This window comes from Geothrix sp., from assembly GCF_030219325.1.
Classification (GTDB): Bacteria; Acidobacteriota; Holophagae; order Holophagales; family Holophagaceae; genus Geothrix.
This window is the reverse complement of record NZ_CP126625.1, coordinates 3,459,088-3,478,076: the sequence shown is the minus strand read 5'-3', so window position 1 is coordinate 3,478,076 and position 18,989 is coordinate 3,459,088. Positions and strand designations below refer to the sequence as shown.

Genomic DNA, 18,989 nt, shown 5'->3' with positions numbered 1-18,989 from the left:
CGTGCGATCGGGGGGTGGTGGGAAGCGTGGCCTCACCGGGATGATGGAGGACTCGATCACGCGGCAGGCACCTCAAGCAGGGCGACGAAGCCCTCTCCAGGGGCTGAGGAGAAGGTGAGGCCCCAGCCTTCCTGCTCGGCCACCTGGATGAGCAGGCTCAGGCCGAGGCCCTGGCCCTCGCGCTGGAAGCCTTCCTTGCCCTGTTCGCGCAGCCGCTGGAAGGGCTTGCCGAGGGCCTTGAGCTGGTGCGGTTCGAGTCCCTCGCCCTCGTCGCTGACCTGGATGCAGAAGCGCCGGCGGTTGCGCCAGGTCTGGAGGGTGACGCGGCCCCGGCCGTGGCCGAGGGCGTTTTCCAGCAGGGTGAGGAGGGCCGCCCGCAGGGAGGGCAGGGGGGCATGGCCGGCCTCCTCGGCCAGGCGCAGGTCCAGCTGCCGGTCCTCCAATTCGAAGGCGGGACGGAGGTCATCGGCGACTTCCGTGAACCAGGCCCGGGTCGCCTGGTTGCGGGGGCCGGAGGGCCCGCCACCGCGGATCACCCGCAGGCCGCTCTCGATGATGGTGGTGAGGTGGTCCACCTCCTCGCCGATCTTCAGGAGCTCCTCATCCGCACGATCTGCGCTGAGCCGGCCCAGCCGGAGCGAATCGCAGCGGAATTTGAGGATGGCCAGGGGTGTCTTGAGGCTGTGGGTCATGGAGGCGAGGCGGTCCGCGTCGAGGACCGCCTTGCGGCGGCTGCGGTGCCGGAGCCAGAGCCCCAGGAGGATGGCCGTGCCGACCAGGGCAGACACGCCCGAGGCCAGCCAGTAGTGCCGCCGCAGCAGTTTCCGGAAGGCCGCCTGCTGATCGTCGAAGCCCACGCCGGCGAGCATCCAGCCATCGCCGAAGGCATTGGTCTTGGTGGCGCTGCCCAAGGGCAGGGTGGATAGCCGCTCCGGATCCACCTGGAGGTTGGGCTCGGCGCCCCAGGGTTCCAGCTTCAGGTCGTACCGCTCCAGATCCGTCTCCCGGACGAGCCCCATCCGAAGGGTCCGGCCGGGGGCCAGGGCGTTGCCCAGTTCGTGCTCGGCCTCGGGTGATCCGGGCCGCCACCGCTTGATGACCAGCCAGCGGTCCGAGAGGAGGACCACCGTGGCGACCTTCCCGAAGTCGGGATCCTGCGCCCGGGGGGGATTCCATTCGAAGCGTTGCGCCATCTCTGCATGGGAGAACCAGCCGAGGTACTGCTGGGCGGGGGAGGGATCTCGGGGTTCCACCAGCCGGTCCCCCTGGCGGATCCAGAGGCGGCGGCCATCAAAGCGGTCCAGCAGGGCCACCGCGAGGGGCTGGTCGGCCAGGAACCTCCTGACATCGGCTTCGTCGCCGGTGCGGACCGACTGGAGGATGGGCAGGGTCTTCCAGTGCCGCTCGACCGCCTCGAAGTCCACCCAGTGGGATTCCATGAAGGTGTTCCGCCCCTTGTCCAGCTGATCCAGCCGGTAGAGCCGGGGGGCCGCGATCAGCATCGCGGCCGTGACGAGGCCCGCGAGGGCCAGCAGCACGATGCCGCTGCGCTGCTGGAGCCGCTGCCAGCGTGAGGGGCCCATGCCGGGATGCAGGGCGCGGTAGCGGGAGGTTCGATGGCGATACATGGAGGCCCGGGGCGAAGGTTCCCCTCAGGTTACCGCCTGGGCCTCGGGCGTCGACAGGCGATCAGCCCAGGGCCAGCATCCGCTCCAGGGGCTGGAGGGCGCGGCGCCTCAGGGTCTCGTCCAGGAGGATCTCCGGCTTCAGGTCCCGCAGGCAGAGGTAGAGCTTCTCCAGGTTGTTCAGCTTCATGTAGGGGCAGAGGCTGCAGTTGCAGCCGCTGTCGGCGGGGGCGGGAATCAGCTCGGCCTCGGGGCGCCGCTGGTGCATCTGGTGGAGGATGCCCGCCTCGGTGGCCACGATGAAGGCCTTGGCGCTGTCCTTGGCCACGAAGTTCAGCAGGGCCGCCGTGGAGCCCACGAAGTCCGCCAGCTGGCTCACGGTGGCGTCGCACTCGGGATGGGCGATGAGCTTGGCCTCCGGGTGCCGGGCCTTCAGCGTGGCCAGCCGCTTGGCCGTGAACTGCTCGTGGACGATGCAGAAGCCCGGAAACAGCACCATGTCGCGGCCCGTCTGCTTCATCACCCACTTGCCCAGGTGACGGTCGGGGGCGAATACGAGCTTGCGTTCCTTGGGCAGGCTCTCCACCACCCGCACCGCGTTGCTGCTGGTGCAGATGACCGTGCTGAGGGCCTTCACGCCGGCGGAGCAGTTGATGTAGCTCACCACGTCGTGGTCGGGGTACTGCTTCAGCCACTCGGCGAAGTAATCCGCAGGGCAGCGGTCCGCCAGGCTGCAGCCGGCGTCCATGTCGGGGATCACCACGGTCTTCGTGGGGTTGAGGATCTTGGCGGTCTCGGCCATGAAGTGGACGCCGCAGAAGGCGATGACGTCGGCATCGGCCTTGGCGGCCTGCTGGCTGAGCTGGAGGCTGTCGCCCACGAAGTCCGCCAGATCCTGGATCTCGGGCTCCTGGTAGTAGTGGGCCAGGAGCACGGCCTTGCGCTCGGCCTTGAGGCGTCGGATCTCGGCCACCAGGTCGATGCCCGCGGGGATGCTTTCGAGGTCAGGAGCGTAGGGGGTCGTGAGATCCATGCCCCAATTCTAGCCCTTGTCGAGAAACCGACGGATTCGGAGTCCGGGATCCGGATGGTCGAATACTTCGGCGAAGGCGACCCGTTCCCATGCCAGCGCCGCGGGGCGGGGCAATGCCTCCTGGTGGCATTGGAGGTTTCCGAGCAAAAAAAGGGCCCGTTCACACGCATCAAAACCTGTTGTCACAAACGGAGTTCGGCTATCCTGTGGGTGGATCGCAGGGTCCATGTGGATGTGGGAATCCGATGACTGCCCTTCTTGGGCGGACATCGGTCCAGGTCTATATGGATTCATGCCTTTTCGTCCAAGGGGGGGACACATGGCCAAGGCGCAGGCGCCAGACACTTCCAGCATCTCACGGCTGGATCAGATCAAGATCAGCCAGTACTTCGGCTGCAATACGTTCAGCGAGCGCACCATGCGCGAACGGCTGCAGAAGGACGTGTACAAGGCCTACCGCCAGGCGCTGAAGCGCGGCGAGGCGCTGTCGCCCGAAGTGGCCAAGAGCGTGGCGCTCGCCATGAAGGAGTGGGCCCTGGAACAGGGCTGCACCCACTTCACCCACTGGTTCCTGCCCATGACGGGCGCCACCGCAGAGAAGCATGACGCCTTCATCACCTGGGACGAGCCCGGCACGGTCATCGAGCGCTTCAGCGGCAGCCAGCTCATCCAGGGCGAGCCGGACGCCAGTTCCTTCCCCAGCGGCGGTCTGCGCGCCACCTTCGAGGCCCGCGGCTACACCGCCTGGGACCCCGCCAGCCCGGCCTTCATCATGGAAGGCCCCCTGGGCAAGACCCTCTGCATCCCCACCGCCTTCGTGGGGTACCACGGCGAGGCGCTGGATCACAAGGTGCCGCTGCTCCGCTCCATGGACGTGGTTTCCGTCAGCGCTCGGAAGGCCCTCCAGCACTTTGGCGTGAACGCGGAATCCGTGGTCGCCCAGTGCGGTCCTGAGCAGGAATACTTCGCCGTGGATCTCGACTTGGCCCGGCTGCGGCCCGACCTGCTCTTCGCGAACCGGACCCTGCAGGGCGCCCGCCCCCCCAAGGGCCAGGAGATGGAGGACCACTACTTCGGCAGCATCAAGGAGCGCGTCCTCGGGTTCATGCAGGACGTGGAGCTGGAGTGCTTCAAGCTGGGCATCCCCGCCAAGACCCGCCACAACGAGGTGGCCCCCAACCAGTTCGAGATCGCCCCCATCTACGAGGCCGCCAACCTGGCCAGCGACCACAACCAGCTGCTCATGGAGATCCTGAAGTCCGTGGGCGAGCGCCACAGCCTGGCCATCCTGCTGCACGAGAAGCCCTTTGCCGGCGTGAACGGCAGCGGCAAGCACGTGAACTGGAGCATCGCCACGGACGAAGGGCAGAACCTGCTGGAGCCCGGCAACACGCCCGAGGAGAACCTGCAGTTCCTGTACTTCCTCAGCGCCACTCTGAAGGCCATCCACACCCACGGCGGCCTGCTGCGGGCCTCCATCGCCTTCGCGGGCAACGACCACCGCCTGGGCGCCAACGAGGCGCCCCCGGCCATCATGTCCGCCTTCCTCGGTGCCCAGCTGAACCACATCCTGGATGCCATCGAGAAGGGGGACGCCGCGGACGCCTCCGTGCAGCGGATCATCGACCTCGGCATCGGCAACCTGCCCCGCATCGAGAAGGACGCCACGGACCGCAACCGCACCAGCCCCTTCGCCTTCACGGGCAACAAGTTCGAGTTCCGCGCCGTGGGCTCCAGCCAGCCCATCGCCCTGCCTTTGACGGTGATCAACGCCGCCGTGGCCGAGGCCCTGGACGACCTGAACGCCAAGCTGGACGCCGAGCTCAAGGCCGGCAAGGAGCACAAGGCGGCGGTCCTCTCCGTGGTGCGCCAGGCCATCATCGAGACCAAGGCCATCCGCTTCGAGGGCAATGGCTACTCCGAGGAGTGGAAGGCCGAGGCCGAGCGCCGTGGTCTGCCCCACGCCAAGGACACCGTGGCCGCCCTCCACATCTGGGAAGAGCCCGCGGTCAAGGCCGTGCTCGCCAAGCCCGGCATCCTCTCCGAGGGTGAGCAGGAGTCCCGGCTCCACATCCGCCACGAGGAGTACCAGAAGGTCATCGCCATCGAGACTCAGGTCCTGCGCCAGATGGCCGAGACCCAGATCCTGCCCTCCGTGACCGCCGACCTCGGCGCCCGGGCCGACAGCCTGGGCAAGCTGGCCGCCGCCGGCATCTCGGTGCCCGAGACCCTGAAGGCCGCGCTGCAGACCCAGGCGACCCTGGCAGGTGAGGCCCAGGCCCGCCTGGCCGCCATGAAGGCCGCCCTGGCCAAGGCCGAAAGCCTCGAGGATCTGCACGCCCGCACCGAAGCCTTCGGCACCGACGTCAACCAGTCCAAGCACGCCCTCCGGGAAGTGCTCGATGCCCTCGAGGATGCCTGCGACGCCGACCTGTGGCCCCTGCCGAAGTATTGGCAGCTGCTGTCACCGCTGCTCTAGTCGTCCGCACCCATGCAGAACGGGCCGCTTCCGCGGCCCGTTTGCTATTCAAGAGTGATGCCCCGTCCTGACTTGATCCGGGCCTCGATCTTCGACGTGCTGTGGCCCGGCAGGAAGGGGATCAGCACCAGCCTTCCGCCGCGGCCTTCCACGAGATCGCGGCCCACCACGGTCTCCGGCGTGTAGTCGCCGCCCTTCACCAGCACGTCGGGCTGGAGGGCGCGGATGAGTTCGAGGGGGGTGTCCTCGTCGAACCGCACCACGGCGTCCACGCTGCGCAGGCCCAGCAGGATGGCGGCGCGGGCCCCCTCGTCCTGCAGGGGCCGGGAAGATCCCTTCAGCCGGGCCACCGAAGCGTCGCTGTTGAGGCCCACCACCAGGAAGTCGCCCAGGGCCCGGGCATCGGCGAGGTACTGCACGTGGCCCGGATGGATCAGGTCGAAGCAGCCATTGGTGAAGCAGAGGGTCTTCGGCCGGGGGACGGCCGCGAGGAAGGCTTCGGGGGTCTGGAAGAAACGGGTCAGTGACGGCATCAAAGGACCTGGATAAAATCATCGGTTCGGGGACGATTCCCAGGAGAAGTCTGCCATGCCCCTCTACGAATACCGTTGCGAAGCTTGTGGCCAGCCCGAAGAGAAGCTGGAGAGCCTGTCGGCGCCGACCACGCATGGCTGCCCCAGCTGCGGAGCCCAGGAGGGGATGAAGCGGCAGCTGTCCGTGGCCGCCTTCGCGCTCACGGGGGCCGGCTGGTACAAGGGCGCGGCCTCCGAGCCCGCCGCGGCCCCGGCGGCCGAGGCGCCCAAGGCGGGCCACGGCTGCGCCGCCGGGGGCTGCGGCTGTCCCCTGGCTGGATGATTTAGAGTGCCCAACAAAACCCCGACGAGGCCGCGAGAAAGCCAGGTGGGATGCACCGCAAGGAAGGGCCCGCAGGGCGATGCGGGACATCGTTCAAGGGCCGTGACGCCGCGGGGCGCCCACCTGGCTTTCTCCCTCCGGGCGAGGGCCGGCGGGCGTCGCGATGCCACGTCACGCTCGTCGCGCGTAGTACCCGCTACGCTTTGACTCGCGTTCCTCGCCTCGCTCGCCCGGCGACCCTCGCGCGACCCCGTGGGGGTTTTGTTAGGCACTCTTAGCCTCAATTCACACTTGATGCGTTGACTTTCAGGGCCATTCCGATAGCCTAGATGGTTCCGGCCCTGTGGGTCGGCGCAGGATTTCATCCGTCCGACGTTCCCCGGCGTGCCCGGCGAACCTCTCGGGCCCAGGCCCGGATCCACCGGTGCCTTCCTAGGAGGATGGTGTGCCTACCATCAATCAGCTGATCCGCTTCGGGCGGAAGACGTTCATCAACAAGACCAAGAGCCCCGCGCTCGACGCCTGCCCGCAGAAGCGCGGCGTGTGCACCCGCGTGTTCACCACCACCCCCAAGAAGCCGAACTCCGCGCTTCGCAAGGTGGCCCGTGTGCGCCTCACCAACGGCATCGAGTGCACGACCTACATCCCGGGCGTGGGCCACAACCTGCAGGAGCACAGCATCGTGCTCATCCGCGGCGGCCGCGTGAAGGATCTGCCGGGCGTGCGCTACCACGTGGTCCGCGGCACCCTCGACGCCACCGGCGTCGCCGGCCGCAACCAGTCCCGTTCCAAGTACGGCGCCAAGCGCCCCAAGGCTGGCGCCGCGCCGGCCAAGAAGAAGTAGGGAGGTAGACCATGGCTCGTCGCAATGCACCCGCCAAGCGTGAGATCCTCCCGGATCCCGTCTACAACAGCCTCACCGTCTCCAAGTTCGTGAACATCCTCATGGAGCGGGGCAAGAAGGCCACCGCCGAGCGCATCCTCTACGGAGCACTCGAGATCGTCGCCAAGAAGTCCGGCGAGGAGGCCCTGGAGGCCTTCCAGAAGGCCCTCAACAACATCAAGCCCTCGGTGGAAGTGAAGTCCCGCCGTGTGGGCGGCGCCACCTACCAGGTGCCCGTGGAGGTTCCCCAGAACCGCCGCCAGTCCCTGGCCATGCGCTGGCTGAAGACCTACTCCGCCTCCCGCGGCGAGCGCACCATGCGCGACAAGTTGGCCGGCGAGATCCTGGATGCCATGAACTTCCGCGGCGCCTCGATCAAGAAGAAGGACGATGTCCACAAGATGGCCGAGGCCAACAAGGCCTTCGCCCACTTCCGCTGGTAGCAGCCCATCTGACCGGAAGGAGCCGCCTCCTGGGCGGCTCCTTCCGCGAAGGTCTTTGAAGCAGTCCCGACTCCGATTCCGTTTTGATCCTTTCAGGAGGCCGCTGTGGCCCGTCAGACCCCCCTCGAGCGCTACCGGAACATCGGCATCATGGCGCACATCGATGCCGGCAAGACCACCACGACGGAGCGCATCCTCTTCTACACCGGCAAGATCCACAAGATCGGCGAGGTGCACGAAGGCGCTGCGACCACCGACTGGATGGTGCAGGAGCAGGAGCGGGGCATCACCATCACCTCCGCCGCCATCACCGCCGCCTGGACCGCTCAGACCGGCCAGTTGAAGGGCATTGAGCACCGCATCAACATCATCGACACCCCCGGCCACGTGGACTTCACGGCCGAGGTGGAGCGCTCCCTGCGCGTGCTGGACGGCGCCTGCGCCGTGTTCTGCGCGGTGGGCGGCGTCGAGCCCCAGTCCGAGACCGTGTGGCGCCAGGCCGACAAGTACGGCGTGCCCCGCATGGCCTTCGTGAACAAGATGGACCGCCCCGGTGCGGACTTCTTCCGCGTGGTCGAGATGATGAAGACCCGCCTGAAGGCGCGTCCCATGCCCATCCAGATCCCCATCGGCGCCGAAGAGGATTTCAAGGGCGTGGTCGATCTCGTCATGATGAAGGGCCTCACCTTCGACGAGGGCGACAAGGGCTTCAAGGTCATCTACGGCGAGATCCCCGCGGACCTCGTGGAGACCGCCAAGGAGTGGCGCGAGAAGATGATCGAGATGGTCGCCGAGACCAACGATGCGCTCATGGACAAGTACCTCGGCGGCGAAGAGCTGACCGAGGACGAGATCCGCACGGGCATCCGCACCGGCTGCATCAACCTCACCTTCACGCCGATGATGTGCGGCTCCGCCTTCAAGAACAAGGGTGTCCAGCCCATGCTCGACGCGGTGGTGAGCTACATGCCCTCGCCCCTCGACATCGCCGCCATCAAGGGCGTGGATGCCGATGGCAACGAGACGGAGCGCAAGGCCGAGGACAAGGAGCCCTTCTCCGCCCTGATCTTCAAGATCATGGCTGATCCCTTCGTGGGTTCGCTGGCCTTCATCCGCGTCTACTCCGGCGTCCTCTCCGCGGGCTCCGGCGTCTACAACGCCGCCAAGGGCCGTCGCGAGCGCATCGGCCGCCTGCTGCAGATGCACGCCAACAAGCGCGAGGACATCGAGGAGGTCCGCACGGGCGACATCGCCGCCGCCGTGGGCCTGAAGGAAGTGCTCACCGGCCAGACCATCTGCGACGAGAACCACCCCGTGATCCTCGAGTCCATGGACTTCCCGGATCCCGTGATCCAGGTGGCCATCGAGCCCAAGACCAAGGCCGACCAGGAGAAGATGGGTGTGGCCCTGAGCCGCCTGGCCCAGGAAGATCCCACCTTCAAGGTGAAGTCCGATCCCGAGACCAACCAGACCATCATCGCCGGCATGGGCGAGCTGCACCTGGAGATCATCGTCGACCGCATGATGCGTGAGTTCAAGGTGGAAGCCAACGTGGGCAAGCCCATGGTGGCCTACCGCGAGACCATCCGGAAGCGCGTGGATGCCGAAGGCAAGTTCGTCCGTCAGTCCGGCGGCCGCGGCCAGTACGGCCACGTGAAGATGTATGTCGAGCCCAACGAGGCCGGCAAGGGCTACGAGTTCATCAACGACATCAAGGGCGGCGTGATCCCCAAGGAATACATCAAGCCCATCGACCAGGGCATCCAAGAGGCCATGCAGTCCGGCGTCCTGGCGGGCTACCCCTGCGTCGACATCAAGATCACCATCTACGACGGCAGCTACCACGATGTGGACTCGAACGAGATGGCGTTCAAGATCGCCGGCTCCATGGGCTTCAAGAACGGCTGCGAGAAGGCCTCCCCCGTGATCCTCGAACCCATCATGGCCGTCGAGGTCGTGGTTCCCGAGGACTACATGGGTGACGTCATCGGCAACCTGAACAGCCGCCGTGGCCGCATCGAGAACATGGAAGACCGGGCCGGCGTCAAGGTGGTCACCGCCAAGGTGCCCCTGGCCGAGATGTTCGCCTACTCGACCACCCTCCGCGGCATGACCCAGGGCCGCGGCAACTACACCATGCAGTTCTCGCACTACGAGGAAGCTCCCCGCAACGTGGCCGAGGAGATCGTGGCCAAAGTGAAGGGTGCCAAATAGTTCTTCTTCACTCCAAAAACGGGCTCTACTCGTTTTTGGAGCAAGGCAAGACCTTTAGTTGATTGTTTTAGCCCCTCCGGGGGTGAGGCCATCCACCGAACCGCAAGGTTGCCGGGCCTCTTGATCCAACCGCTTCCGCCCACGGGTGGTCGTGCGTTCTTCTCAAAATAGCCGTTGTATTTCCAGCGGCTTTTGTTATGCTGATCAGCCCTGTCCCTGTCGTTGGGACGGATTTACATGGGCGGTCAGCGCCCCACGTCTATGGACGGTTCCCGTCCCAATGGAGTGAGCATGAAAGACAACATCCGCATCCGTTTGCGTGCCTTCGACCACCGTCTGCTCGATCAGAGCACCCGTGAGATCGTGGACACCGCCAAGCGCACGGGCGCCTCGGTGGCGGGGCCCATTCCCCTCCCCACCCGGACGAACAAGTACACCGTGAACCGTTCCCCCCACGTGGACAAGAAGAGCCGGGACCAGTTCGAGATCCGCACGCACAAGCGGCTGCTCGACATCCTGAATCCGACCCAGAACACCGTGGACACCCTCATGCGCCTGGACCTGCCCGCTGGCGTCGACGTGGAGATCAAGGTCTTCAGCCGTCAGGGCAACAGGTAGAGGGGGGAGAGACCATGTCCAAAGGAATCATCGGCAAGAAGTTGGGGATGACCCAGATCTTCAATGAGCAGGGCCAGATCGTCCCCGTGACGGTCATCCAGGCCGGCCCCTGCGTCGTCGTCCAGCGCAAGACCTCCGCCAAGGATGGCTACGAGGCCGTCCAGATCGGCTTCGTGGACCCCAACGGCGGCAAGCGCGCCTCCAAGGCCGAGAAGGGCCACTGCGAGAAGCAGGGCGTCGCCCCGGTCCGCGTCCTCCGCGAGATCAAGGTGGACGCGGCTGACGCCTCCAAGCCCGGCGACAGCGTCCTGGCCAGCGCCTTCGAGGCGAAGACCAAGGTGAACGTCACCGGCATCAGCAAGGGCAAGGGCTTCGCCGGCGTCATCAAGCGGCACCACTTTGCCGGCGGCCGCGCGACCCACGGCTCCATGTTCCACCGCGCGCCTGGCTCCATCGGCCAGTCCAGCTACCCCAGCCGCGTCTTCCCCGGCATGAAGATGGCCGGCCACATGGGCGATGCCCAGGTGACCGTGCGCAACCTGGAGATCGCCAAGGTGGACGTCGAGAACAACCTGCTGCTCATCAAGGGTGCCGTCCCCGGCCCCAAGGGTGGGTACATCGTCATCAAGCAGGAGGCCTAGGATGGCAGCGTTCCAGCACCCCGTCGTCAACCTCGAGAACAAGCCCGCGGGCACCGTTGATCTGCTGCCCGAAGTGTTCAAGCTCGAAGACCTGAACCAGCACCTGATCTGGGAGGCGGTCCGCCACTTCCTGGCCAAGCGGCGCTCCGGCACCGCCAAGACCAAGGACAAGTGGGAAGTCAGCGGCTCCGGCAAGAAGCTCTGGAAGCAGAAGGGCACCGGCCGCGCCCGAGTGGGCTCCATCCGCAGCCCGCTGTGGAAGGGCGGCGGCACCACCCACGGTCCGCACCCCCGCTCCTACGACTATGCCTTCCCCAAGAAGGCCCGGCGCGCCGCCCTGCGCAACGCGCTGTCGGCCAAGCTCGCCAGTGGCCAGATGCTGGTGGTCGAGAACTGGGATGTGGCCTCCCACAAGACCAAGTCCCTGGTCCAGACCCTCGGCAAGCTCGGCGTCACCGGTTCCGCCCTTCTGGTCGGCACCGAGGCCAGCGAGAAGCTCACGCTGGCCGCCGGCAACAACCCGAAGCTGCAGACCGTCGAGAGCCTGGGCGTGAACGTCTATGAGCTCCTCAAGTACGACCAGGTGATCTTCTCCAAGGAAGCCGTCCTGGCCCTCCAGGAGGTGGTGAAGCCATGACCAAGATCTTTGACGTGATCCGCAAGCCCCTCCTCACCGAGAAGGGCCAGATCCTGCGCGAGAAGAACATCCAGGTGTTCGAGGTGGCCACCTGGGCCACCAAGCACCAGATCAAGGAAGCTGTGGAGCTCCTGCTCCAGTCCAAGGTGAAGGCCATCCGCACCGTGCGGATCCCCAGCCGGACCAAGCGCCTGGGCCGCTTTGTCGGGACCTCCAATCCCCGCAAGAAGGCCTATGTCGAACTCGCCGAGGGCGCTCCCGCGTCCGAGTAAGGCGAACTCGATTCACTCCGGCGGACGGAAAAGCTTTGCCCACTATCGCCCGCCCCTTTCAACCCTGAGGCAAGAGGACAACCATGAGCATCAAGCAGCTCAAGCCCACGACCCCCGGTCAGCGCGGCATGTCCAAGTTCGGCTTCGAGGAAATCACCACGGACACGCCTGAGCGTTCGTTGATTGCCAAGAGGAACCGCACTGGAGGCCGCTCCAACACCGGCCGGATCACCACCCGCCACATCGGCGGTGGCCACAAGCGCCAGTACCGCATCATCGACTTCAAGCGCAACAAGCTGGAAGTGCCGGCCAAGGTCGCGACCATCGAGTACGACCCCAACCGCACCGCCCGCATCGCTCTGCTGGTCTACGCCGACGGCGAGAAGCGCTACATCCTGGCCCCCGATGGCCTGGAAGTGGGCCGCACCGTGGTGGCCGGCAAGAACGCCGACATCCTGGTGGGTAACGCGCTCCCCCTGCGGAACATCCCGGTCGGCAACACCGTCCACAACATCGAGATGAAGCCCGGCAAGGGTGGCCAGATCGCCCGCGCCGCCGGCACCTTCGCCCAGCTCGTGGCCAAGGAAGACGACTACGCCCAGCTCCGCATGCCCTCCGGTGAGATCCGCAAGATCCACCTGGACTGCTACGCGACCATCGGCACCGTCGGCAACCTGCAGCACGAGAACATCCAGATCGGCAAGGCCGGCCGCACCCGCTGGAAGGGCATCCGCCCGACCGTCCGCGGCGTGGTCATGAACCCCGTCGACCACCCGCATGGTGGTGGCGAGGGTCGCACCTCCGGTGGCCGTCACCCCGTGACGCCCTGGGGTCAGCCGACTCGCGGATACAAGACCCGTGGCAACCGTCGCACGGACAAGTTCATCGTCAAGCGGATCAACTAGGAGACACGACAATGGCACGATCCCTGAAAAAAGGCCCGTTCATTGACGCCCACCTCCAGAAGAAGGTGGAAGTCGCCTCGGCCGCCAACGACAAGCGCGTGATCAAGACCTGGTCCCGCCGGTCCACGGTCGTCCCGCAGATGATCGGACTGACCCTCGCCGTTCACAACGGCAACAAGTTCATTCCTGTGTATGTCACCGAGAACATGATCGGCCACAAGCTGGGCGAATTCGCCCTGACCCGCACCTTCAAGGGTCATGCTGGCAAGGCCGACACCAAGGCGAAGGGGAAGTAGCGATGGCTGATATCGTTTCCACCGCCACCGTTCGCCACCTGCGCGGTTCGGCCCAGAAGGCCCGCCTCGTGGTGGACCTGATCCGCGGCAAGCACGTCGGCGAGGCCCAGTGGGTGCTCGCGCAGGCCAAGAAGTACGCCGCCGCCCCCATCCGCAAGCTGCTCGATTCCGCCGTGGCCAACGCCATCGACAAGAATCCCTCCGTCAATCCGGACCAGCTTCTGGTGCAGACCGCGTTCGTGGACGAAGGCTTCCGCATGAAGCGCGTCCGCCCTGCGCCCATGGGTCGCGCCTACCGGGTCCAGAAGCGCACCTGCCACATCACCATCCAGCTCGCGTCCGCGGCCGGGGAGGAGTAGTCATGGGTCAGAAGGTCCACCCGTACGGGTTCCGTCTCATCTACCAGAAGAACTGGCACAGCAAGTGGTTCTCCAAGCGGGACTACGCCATGTTGCTTCATGAGGACATCAAGCTCCGCCGCGAACTGAAGAAGCAGCTGCACAGCCTGAACGCGATGATCTCGAAGATCGACATCGAGCGCGCCGCCGACAAGGTCACCGTGCGCATCTACACCGCCCGCCCCGGCATCGTCATCGGCCGCAAGGGTGCCGAGATCGACAAGCTCCGCGAGGATCTCCAGAAGCGCCTGAACCGTCCCGTGTCCGTCGACATCCAGGAGATCAAGAAGCCTGAGGTCGATGCCCAGCTCGTGGCCGAGGGCGTCGCCCAGCAGCTCGAGCGCCGCATCGCCTTCCGCCGCGCCATGCGCAAGGCGGAGGAGGCCGCGATCCGCTTCGGTGCCAAGGGCTTCAAGATCAAGGTCTCCGGCCGCCTGAACGGCGCCGAGATCGCCCGGACCGAGGACTACCTCTCCGGCCAGATGCCCCTGCAGACCATCCGCGCGGGCGTTGACTACGGTTTTGCCGAAGCCCACACGACCTACGGGATCATCGGCATTAAGGTCTGGGTGAACCTGGGTGACCTGGTCGCCGAGACCGTGAAGCGCTGAGGTGAATCCATGTTGATGCCCAAGAAGGTCAAGAACCGCAAAGTCCAGAAGGGCCGCACCCGCGGCATCGCCACCCGCGGCAACGATCTCGCCTTCGGCGATTTCGGCCTCAAGGCGATGGAGCACTGCTGGCTCACCAACCGTGAGATCGAAGCCGCCCGTATCGCCATGACCCGCCACATCAAGCGCGGCGGCAAGATCTGGATCCGCATCTTCCCCGACCGTCCCACCACCTCGAAGCCCGCGGAAACCCGCATGGGTTCCGGCAAGGGGGCTCCGGACGGCTGGGTGGCGGTGATCCGCCCCGGACGCATCCTCTTCGAGATGGAAGGCGTCACCGAGGAGATCGCGCGCGAGGCCCTGCGCCTGGCCCAGATGAAGCTGTCCGTGGCGTCCGAGTTCATCACGCGCACGCCGCCGGAGGAGTGAGAGCCATGACCAAGAAGAACCCCTTTTCCGATTTGACCGGCAAGAGCGTCGAGGAACTCGCGCAGCTGGAAGCCGAACTGGCCGCCAAGCGCTTCACCCTCCGCTTCCAGCACGCCGTGGGCCAGGTCGAGAACACCGCCGAGATCCGCAAGACTCGCCGTGAGCTCGCCCGTGTCAAAACCGCCCTGGCTACCAAGCTGGCCTAGGAGATCCCATGAGCCTCGAAAACAAGATGACCCGTAACGGCGTGGTGGTCTCCAATAAGGCCGACAAGACCGTGGTGGTGAAGGTGGAGCGCAAGTTCCAGCACCCGCTCTACCACCGCACCGTCAAGCAGACCGCCAAGTTCATGGCCCACGACGAGACCAACGCCTGCTCCATCGGCGACGTGGTCAAGATCGTGGAGACCCGCCCCCTTTCCAAGCGCAAGCGCTGGGCCGTCCTCGAGATCGTCCAGAAGGCCGGCGAGTAAGGAGCTCCAATGATCCAGATGGGAACCATGCTCACCGTCGCCGACAACTCCGGCGCCAAGAAGATCTGCTGCATCCTGCCCCTGGGCGGTGGTGTGGGCAAGATCGCCCAGCTTGGCGACGTGATCACCGCCTCCGTCAAGGAAGCGATCCCCGGCGGCACCGTCAAGAAGAAGGCCGTCGTCCAGGCCGTGATCGTCCGCCAGCGCAAGGCCTACCGCCGCAAGGATGGCTCGTACATCCGCTTCGACGAGAACGCCGCCGTCATCATCAAGAAGGATGGCGAGCCCGTCGGCACCCGCGTGTTCGGCCCCGTGGCCCGTGAGCTGCGCGAGCGGAAGTACATGAAGATCGTCTCCCTCGCCCCTGAGGTGCTGTAATGGAAGCCACCACCACCAAGATGAAGCTCAAGAAGGGCGACCAGGTCGTCGTCATCGCCGGCAAGGAAAAGGGCAAAACGGGCACCGTCACCAAGGTCAGCCCCGCCTCCAACCGCGTCGTCGTGGCCGGCCTCAACATCATCAAGAAGGCCACCAAGCCCAACCCCCAGACCGGCGAGGGCGGTGGGATCATCGAGAAGGAAGCGTCCATCCACGCCTCCAACGTCATGATCCTGGATCCCAAGACCGGCAAGGGCACCCGCAAGCGTCCTCAGTAAATCGCTTTCCATCCTCCTGCTTTCGTGGGAGGATGGTCGTTCTGCCCCGTGCGCGGGGCGGGCATCCACGGCGCATTCCGCGCCATGACAACCGAGGTTGGGGGGAAACGGGCCGGACCGCCGTCCCAAGCCCCCCCGCTCTCCCGAACCCCTGGGGCATAGCCGCCCCTCGGAAATGGAGGAATCCATGACTGCCACGCAAGGCCACGCGGAGCCCCGCGTCAAGGCTCGCTACCACCAGGAGGTGGTGTCGAAGCTCAAGGAGGAGTTCGCCTTCTCCTCCGCCATGCAGGTGCCCCGCCTGCAGAAGATCGTCATCAACATGGGCGTCGGCGACGCCATCCAGAACATCAAGGTGCTGGATGTGGCCGTTGACGAGCTCACCGCCATCGCCGGCCAGAAGGCCGTCGTCCGCAAGGCCAAGAAGAGCGTCGCCCAGTTCAAGCTGCGCGCCGGCATGCCCATCGCCTGCATGGTGACCCTGCGCGGTCCCCGCATGTGGGAGTTCTTCGACCGCCTGGTGACCCTGTCCCTGCCCCGCGTCCGCGACTTCCGCGGCGTGCCCACCAAGTCCTTCGATGGCCGCGGCAACTACACCCTGGGCCTCAAGGACCAGCTGATCTTCCAGGAGATCGACTACTCCAAGGTGGACAAGATGAAGGGCATGAACATCACGTTCGTGACCACCGCCGCCAACGACGCCGAAGCGCGGGCCCTGCTGGCCCACCTCGGTATGCCCTTCCGCAAATAGCCAAGGAGATCATACCGATGGCCAAGATTTCCAAGATCGTCAAGGATTCGCGCAAGCCGAAGTTCTCGACCCAGCACCGCAATCGTTGCAAGTGCTGCGGCCGGCCCCGGGGCTACATGCGCAAGTTTGAACTTTGCCGTCTGTGCTTCCGCAAGTTCGCCCTCAATGGCGAGCTGCCGGGCGTCCAGAAGAGCAGCTGGTAGGAGAGGGGACCCATGAATACCGATCCCATCGCTGATTACCTCACCCGCATCCGCAACGGCATCATGGCCGGTCACGATGCCGTGGTCGTTCCCGCCTCCAAGATCAAGGCCGGCCTTTGCGGCATCTTGAAGCAGGAGGGCTACATCCACTCCTTCAAGCAGGTCGAGCATGAGGGCCGCGAGTACCTCATCGTCAACCTGAAGTACGTGAAGGACAAGGAGAACGTGATCCACGGCCTGCGCCGCGTGTCCCGTCCCGGCCTGCGCATCTACACCGGCGCCCAGGACATCACGGACGTCCACGGCGGCCTCGGCATTGCCATCCTGTCCACCCCGAAGGGTCTCCTGACGGGCAAGGACGCCAAGAAGCAGAACGTCGGCGGCGAAGTCCTCGCCCACGTCTGGTAACCCATCCTGAAATGGGCGGAGCCTCCGCCCTCATCTAAGGAATCACCCATGTCTCGAATCGGAAAGAAGCCCGTGACGCTGCCCAAGGGCGTGAAGGTCACAGTCGCCGGGTCCGAGGCCGTTGTCGAGGGCGCCAAGGGCAAGCTCAGCTGCCCGATCCCTGCCGGGATCACGCTCGACATCCAGGCCGACTCCGTTGTCCTCTCCCGCGTCAATGACGAACCCCAGAACCGGGCCTTCCACGGCCTGACCCGTGCCCTGCTTGGCAACGCCGTCACCGGCGTGACCGAGGGCTGGAAGAAGGAACTGGACATCGTCGGCGTCGGCTACAAGGCCGCCATGGAGGGCGCCAAGCTCAAGCTCGAGCTCGGCTACAGCCACCCCATCAACTACGAAGCCCCCGAGGGCATCCAGATGGCCGTGGAGAAGACCACCCACATCGTCGTGACCGGCATCGACCGCCAGTTGGTCGGCCAGGTCGCCGCCGACATCCGGAAGTTCCGCAAGCCCGAGCCTTACAAGGGCAAGGGCGTCAAGTACACCGGCGAAGTCATCCGCCGCAAGGCCGGCAAGACCGGGAAGTAAGGGGAACCCATGGCGAACGAGATCCAGATTCGACGAGATAAGGTCAAGGCCCGCATCCGCGGCCGCGTGAGCGGGACGCCCGAGCGGCCCCGCCTCACCATCTACAAGAGCCTGAAGCGCATCTACGTGCAGGCGGTGGACGACACCAAGGGCATCACCCTGGCGTCCGCGAGCAGCCTCGAGAAGGACCTGCGCGCTTCGCTGAAGAACGGCGCGAACATCGAGGCCGCCAAGGCCGTCGGCGCCAGCATCGCTGCCCGCCTGAAGGAGAAGGGCATCACCTCGGTGGTGTTCGACCGGAACGGCTACGTCTACCACGGCCGCGTCAAGGCGCTGGCCGACAGCGCCCGCGAAGCCGGGCTTCAGTTCTAGGGGATGACCATGGCGATCGCAGAAGTCAAAGACAACAAGGAATCCCGCAACCCCGAAGCCGGGGAATTCAAGGACCAGGTCATCTACGTCGGCCGCGTCACCAAGGTCGTGAAGGGGGGCAAGAACTTCTCCTTCTCTGCGCTGGTGGTGGTGGGCGACGGCAATGGCAAGGTCGGCTTCGGTCTCGGCAAGGCCCTCGAAGTGCCCTCGGCCATCAAGAAGGGCATTGAGAGCGCCAAGCGCAACATGATCCGGGTCCCCCTCACCCCGAACGGCAGCCTGCCGCACCCGGTGACGGGCATCTTCGGCTCCGGCAGCGTGCTGCTGAAGCCCGCCCCCGAGGGCACCGGCATCATCGCCGGCGCCGCGGTCCGCGCGATCATGGAAGCCGCCGGCATCCACAACGTGATGACGAAGAGCCTGGGCTCCTCCAACCCCCACAACGTGGTTCGCGCCACGTTCGAAGGGCTGCGGGAACTCATGGATCCCTACACGGTCCTGACCAATCGGGGCCTGGATCAGGCGGAGGTTTAACATGTCGCAGTTCATCGGCAAGCAGGTGGTGCTGACCCTCAAGCGCTCCATCATCTGCACCACTCCCAAGCACCGCGCCTTCATGCAGACCCTCTGCCTGAAGCGTCCCGGCGATACCCGCGAATGCGAATACACCCCCAACGTCCACGGGATGGTCAAGCTCGTTCCCCATCTCATCGACGTCAAGGTGAAGGGGTAGACCATGAAGCTCAACGAACTCCGCCCCGCAGAGGGCGCCACCAAGACCCGCAAGCGGCTCGGCCGCGGCAAGGGCTCCGGCCTCGGCAAGACCTCCGGTCGCGGCGAGAAGGGCCAGAAGTCCCGCTCCGGCTACCGCGGCAAGCGCGGCTTCGAGGGCGGCCAGATGCCCCTCGTCCGTCGCCTTCCCAAGCGCGGCTTCACCAACATCTTCGCTCCGGAAACCAAGGAGATCACCCTCAGCCTCATCTCCATCCACTTCAAGGATGGCGAGACGGTGACCCTCGATGCCCTGCGCGACAAGAAGCTCGTCAACTCCCGCGTCGAGAAGATCGTGGTGCTGGCCAGCGGCGAACTCACCGCCAAGGTGAACGTCGTTGCCGATCGCATCACCAAGGGCGCCCGGGAAGCCATCCTGGCCAAGGGCGGCACCATCCAGGAGCCCGCCGCGAAGTCGGCCGAGTAACGGCC

General features: G+C 65.7%; 29 protein-coding genes. 26 read left to right on the top strand and 3 right to left on the bottom strand.

Going from position 1 to position 18,989, the window contains the following annotated elements; all coding sequences use genetic code 11:
- Positions 1–56: 56 nt before the first annotated feature.
- Both QOZ81_RS15530 and nadA read right to left on the bottom strand, forming a co-directional pair.
- Entirely contained in the window at positions 57–1,628 is a 1,572-nt protein-coding gene (locus QOZ81_RS15530) for a sensor histidine kinase (protein ID WP_291204184.1), read from the bottom strand.
- Positions 1,629–1,689: 61 nt separating this feature from the next.
- Entirely contained in the window at positions 1,690–2,658 is a 969-nt protein-coding gene (nadA, locus tag QOZ81_RS15525; protein ID WP_291204186.1) for a quinolinate synthase NadA, read from the bottom strand.
- Between the two features lie 319 nt (positions 2,659–2,977).
- Between nadA and QOZ81_RS15520 the strand changes: the two genes are divergently transcribed.
- Complete coding sequence (locus QOZ81_RS15520; protein ID WP_291204189.1) at positions 2,978–5,137, top strand: glutamine synthetase III family protein; 2,160 nt, start codon at positions 2,978–2,980, stop codon at positions 5,135–5,137.
- A gap of 44 nt (positions 5,138–5,181) precedes the next feature.
- Here QOZ81_RS15520 and rfaE2 read toward each other — a convergent pair whose 3' ends face one another.
- Positions 5,182–5,670: a D-glycero-beta-D-manno-heptose 1-phosphate adenylyltransferase gene (rfaE2, locus tag QOZ81_RS15515; protein ID WP_291204191.1), complete on the bottom strand. Its 489-nt coding sequence runs from the start codon at positions 5,668–5,670 to the stop codon at positions 5,182–5,184.
- A 55-nt stretch (positions 5,671–5,725) separates the two neighbouring features.
- Between rfaE2 and QOZ81_RS15510 the strand changes: the two genes are divergently transcribed.
- The 25 genes from QOZ81_RS15510 (at position 5,726) to rplO (ending at position 18,984) form a co-directional block, all read left to right on the top strand.
- Complete coding sequence (locus QOZ81_RS15510) at positions 5,726–5,992, top strand: FmdB family zinc ribbon protein (RefSeq protein ID WP_291204193.1); 267 nt, start codon at positions 5,726–5,728, stop codon at positions 5,990–5,992.
- Between the two features lie 445 nt (positions 5,993–6,437).
- Complete coding sequence (gene rpsL, locus QOZ81_RS15505; protein WP_291204196.1) at positions 6,438–6,836, top strand: 30S ribosomal protein S12; 399 nt, start codon at positions 6,438–6,440, stop codon at positions 6,834–6,836.
- An 11-nt stretch (positions 6,837–6,847) separates the two neighbouring features.
- Positions 6,848–7,318, top strand: coding sequence for a 30S ribosomal protein S7 (gene rpsG, locus QOZ81_RS15500; protein WP_291204199.1), 471 nt, complete (start codon positions 6,848–6,850; stop codon positions 7,316–7,318).
- A gap of 105 nt (positions 7,319–7,423) precedes the next feature.
- A complete protein-coding gene (gene fusA / locus QOZ81_RS15495; protein WP_291204202.1) occupies positions 7,424–9,532 on the top strand; it encodes an elongation factor G in 2,109 nt (702 codons plus the stop codon).
- A gap of 291 nt (positions 9,533–9,823) precedes the next feature.
- Positions 9,824–10,150, top strand: coding sequence for a 30S ribosomal protein S10 (gene rpsJ, locus QOZ81_RS15490; protein ID WP_257313441.1), 327 nt, complete (start codon positions 9,824–9,826; stop codon positions 10,148–10,150).
- A gap of 14 nt (positions 10,151–10,164) precedes the next feature.
- Complete coding sequence (rplC, locus tag QOZ81_RS15485; RefSeq protein WP_291204207.1) at positions 10,165–10,791, top strand: 50S ribosomal protein L3; 627 nt, start codon at positions 10,165–10,167, stop codon at positions 10,789–10,791.
- A 1-nt stretch (position 10,792) separates the two neighbouring features.
- On the top strand, positions 10,793–11,428 hold the full coding sequence (gene rplD, locus QOZ81_RS15480) for a 50S ribosomal protein L4 (RefSeq protein ID WP_291204210.1): 636 nt from the start codon (positions 10,793–10,795) through the stop codon (positions 11,426–11,428).
- Positions 11,425–11,700: a 50S ribosomal protein L23 gene (locus tag QOZ81_RS15475; RefSeq protein ID WP_291204213.1), complete on the top strand. Its 276-nt coding sequence runs from the start codon at positions 11,425–11,427 to the stop codon at positions 11,698–11,700. The genes rplD and QOZ81_RS15475 overlap by 4 nt, the downstream gene beginning before the upstream one ends.
- 83 nt (positions 11,701–11,783) lie before the next feature.
- Positions 11,784–12,605, top strand: a complete 822-nt coding sequence (gene rplB, locus QOZ81_RS15470) for a 50S ribosomal protein L2 (RefSeq protein ID WP_291204215.1) — start codon at positions 11,784–11,786, stop codon at positions 12,603–12,605.
- Between the two features lie 11 nt (positions 12,606–12,616).
- A complete protein-coding gene (gene rpsS, locus QOZ81_RS15465) occupies positions 12,617–12,901 on the top strand; it encodes a 30S ribosomal protein S19 (RefSeq protein WP_285576793.1) in 285 nt (94 codons plus the stop codon).
- Between the two features lie 2 nt (positions 12,902–12,903).
- Positions 12,904–13,260, top strand: coding sequence for a 50S ribosomal protein L22 (gene rplV / locus QOZ81_RS15460; protein WP_291204222.1), 357 nt, complete (start codon positions 12,904–12,906; stop codon positions 13,258–13,260).
- A gap of 2 nt (positions 13,261–13,262) precedes the next feature.
- Complete coding sequence (gene rpsC / locus QOZ81_RS15455) at positions 13,263–13,910, top strand: 30S ribosomal protein S3 (protein WP_291204225.1); 648 nt, start codon at positions 13,263–13,265, stop codon at positions 13,908–13,910.
- A gap of 9 nt (positions 13,911–13,919) precedes the next feature.
- Positions 13,920–14,339, top strand: coding sequence for a 50S ribosomal protein L16 (rplP, locus tag QOZ81_RS15450; protein WP_291204227.1), 420 nt, complete (start codon positions 13,920–13,922; stop codon positions 14,337–14,339).
- A 5-nt stretch (positions 14,340–14,344) separates the two neighbouring features.
- Positions 14,345–14,545, top strand: a complete 201-nt coding sequence (gene rpmC / locus QOZ81_RS15445) for a 50S ribosomal protein L29 (RefSeq protein WP_026852748.1) — start codon at positions 14,345–14,347, stop codon at positions 14,543–14,545.
- An 8-nt stretch (positions 14,546–14,553) separates the two neighbouring features.
- On the top strand, positions 14,554–14,811 hold the full coding sequence (gene rpsQ, locus QOZ81_RS15440; protein ID WP_291204232.1) for a 30S ribosomal protein S17: 258 nt from the start codon (positions 14,554–14,556) through the stop codon (positions 14,809–14,811).
- 9 nt (positions 14,812–14,820) lie between these two features.
- A complete protein-coding gene (rplN, locus tag QOZ81_RS15435) occupies positions 14,821–15,189 on the top strand; it encodes a 50S ribosomal protein L14 (RefSeq protein WP_026852746.1) in 369 nt (122 codons plus the stop codon).
- Between the two features lie 20 nt (positions 15,190–15,209).
- Positions 15,210–15,467: a 50S ribosomal protein L24 gene (gene rplX, locus QOZ81_RS15430; RefSeq protein WP_441316732.1), complete on the top strand. Its 258-nt coding sequence runs from the start codon at positions 15,210–15,212 to the stop codon at positions 15,465–15,467.
- Between the two features lie 187 nt (positions 15,468–15,654).
- Positions 15,655–16,218 carry a 50S ribosomal protein L5 gene (gene rplE / locus QOZ81_RS15425; protein WP_291204241.1) on the top strand — a complete coding sequence of 188 codons (564 nt, stop codon included), beginning with the start codon at positions 15,655–15,657 and terminating at the stop codon, positions 16,216–16,218.
- Positions 16,219–16,235: 17 nt separating this feature from the next.
- Entirely contained in the window at positions 16,236–16,421 is a 186-nt protein-coding gene (locus tag QOZ81_RS15420) for a type Z 30S ribosomal protein S14 (protein WP_257305892.1), read from the top strand.
- 12 nt (positions 16,422–16,433) lie between these two features.
- Entirely contained in the window at positions 16,434–16,829 is a 396-nt protein-coding gene (gene rpsH, locus QOZ81_RS15415) for a 30S ribosomal protein S8 (protein WP_291204248.1), read from the top strand.
- 48 nt (positions 16,830–16,877) lie between these two features.
- Complete coding sequence (gene rplF / locus QOZ81_RS15410; RefSeq protein WP_291204250.1) at positions 16,878–17,414, top strand: 50S ribosomal protein L6; 537 nt, start codon at positions 16,878–16,880, stop codon at positions 17,412–17,414.
- 9 nt (positions 17,415–17,423) lie between these two features.
- A complete protein-coding gene (rplR, locus tag QOZ81_RS15405) occupies positions 17,424–17,786 on the top strand; it encodes a 50S ribosomal protein L18 (RefSeq protein WP_291204252.1) in 363 nt (120 codons plus the stop codon).
- Positions 17,787–17,795: 9 nt separating this feature from the next.
- Positions 17,796–18,320 (top strand): 30S ribosomal protein S5, encoded by a 525-nt coding sequence (rpsE, locus tag QOZ81_RS15400; protein WP_291204254.1) that lies wholly within the window; start codon positions 17,796–17,798, stop codon positions 18,318–18,320.
- Between the two features lies 1 nt (position 18,321).
- Positions 18,322–18,519: an uL30 family ribosomal protein gene (locus tag QOZ81_RS15395; RefSeq protein ID WP_285576771.1), complete on the top strand. Its 198-nt coding sequence runs from the start codon at positions 18,322–18,324 to the stop codon at positions 18,517–18,519.
- Positions 18,520–18,522: 3 nt separating this feature from the next.
- Positions 18,523–18,984: a 50S ribosomal protein L15 gene (gene rplO / locus QOZ81_RS15390; protein ID WP_291204257.1), complete on the top strand. Its 462-nt coding sequence runs from the start codon at positions 18,523–18,525 to the stop codon at positions 18,982–18,984.
- The last annotated feature ends 5 nt before the right edge of the window (positions 18,985–18,989 follow it).